The organism is Halobacterium sp. CBA1126, from assembly GCF_009741975.1.
Classification (GTDB): domain Archaea; phylum Halobacteriota; class Halobacteria; order Halobacteriales; family Halobacteriaceae; genus Halobacterium.
The window spans coordinates 1-1,103 of the sequence record NZ_WPCF01000207.1 but is presented as its reverse complement, the minus strand read 5'-3'; the positions used below and the strand labels follow the sequence as shown (position 1 = coordinate 1,103).

The following is a 1,103-nucleotide window of genomic DNA, read 5'->3' as shown; positions in this document are numbered from 1 at the left end:
GCTCTCCAATGGGGGGTTATCAACTGGACCCCGTCGTTTGATTCTGTCTCTGCAGAACTAAGTGAGGAGCAGTGGTCAGCGGCTTTTGGGATTTCTAGTGCGCTCTTGTGAAGTACATTGTTGGTGAGTCAGAGAACTGCTCGGACAATCTCTTTGAGTGCTTCTCTACCCGGTTTGCGGAGGATTCGTCGCCGAAGTTGGAACGGTCTGAGATACGCTGTCAGTTTGTCTTTTGAGACGCCTCGGTGCGGCGAGAGCCACCGTCGCAAAAGCGACGCGTGGCTCTCGCAGGTGTTCACGTGCGCGTCTCCATCAACGTATTCGCCGTCGCCGTGAATCACTGATTCTCGGTGGAAGTTCTCATCATCGTCGAGTGGATCGTAGCCCCGAAATCCGTCGGTATAGACGGTCAGCGACTCCTTCTCGCGGTTGTCGAGAAGGAGTCGCACAGTCGATTCGTCAGCGGATTTCGCTGGAATGACGTATCGCTGATCGCTGCCGCGATCAACGAGTGTGAATACTGGCGGCTTGTCCCCCTCGTATGTTCCCCGTCCGCGTTTCGAGAGGGCACGCGAGCGCGACTCCCGGTCGCGCTCGCGGCCTTTCTTCCCGGCGGAGACGTAGAATTCATCGATCTCAACCGGGCCAACGAGGGAGATGGCTGGCGCGTCGAGCGTTCTGGCGAACTGCTCGACGCGCCGGCGAATCGATCGATACGAAACATCAATTTCAGCGTCTAACTGGCGGATACTCGTGTTGAACCGGAGGAACGAGTAGTACGCGAACAAGAGCTTGTCGAGGCCGATCTTCGCGTGCGCGAAGATCGTGCCGGTCTTGTCGTTGAATGTACGGTCGCAATCCTTACAGAGATACCGCTGATACTCTCGATAGCTGCCGTGTTTGATCACTGACTCAGACTGGCAGCGCGGGCAACAGAGGCCCTCGCGCCAGCGAACCTGCTCCAGCAGGTTCGCGGCGCTCGTCTCCGAACTCAGCAATTCAAATGGAAACATTGCGTTCGGGTGACGCGGACGCGTCGCCCTTGCCCGCTACGCTTTCACAGCGTCAGCTCTACCCGACCAACAATCTGCTTCCGAAGAGCG

1 protein-coding gene is annotated in these 1,103 nt (G+C 57.5%); it reads right to left on the bottom strand.

Annotated features, from left to right (window positions below; all coding sequences use genetic code 11):
• Positions 1-128 precede the first annotated feature (128 nt).
• Entirely contained in the window at positions 129-1,013 is an 885-nt protein-coding gene (locus GJ634_RS15210) for an IS1595 family transposase (protein WP_157503659.1), read from the bottom strand.
• Positions 1,014-1,103 lie beyond the last annotated feature (90 nt).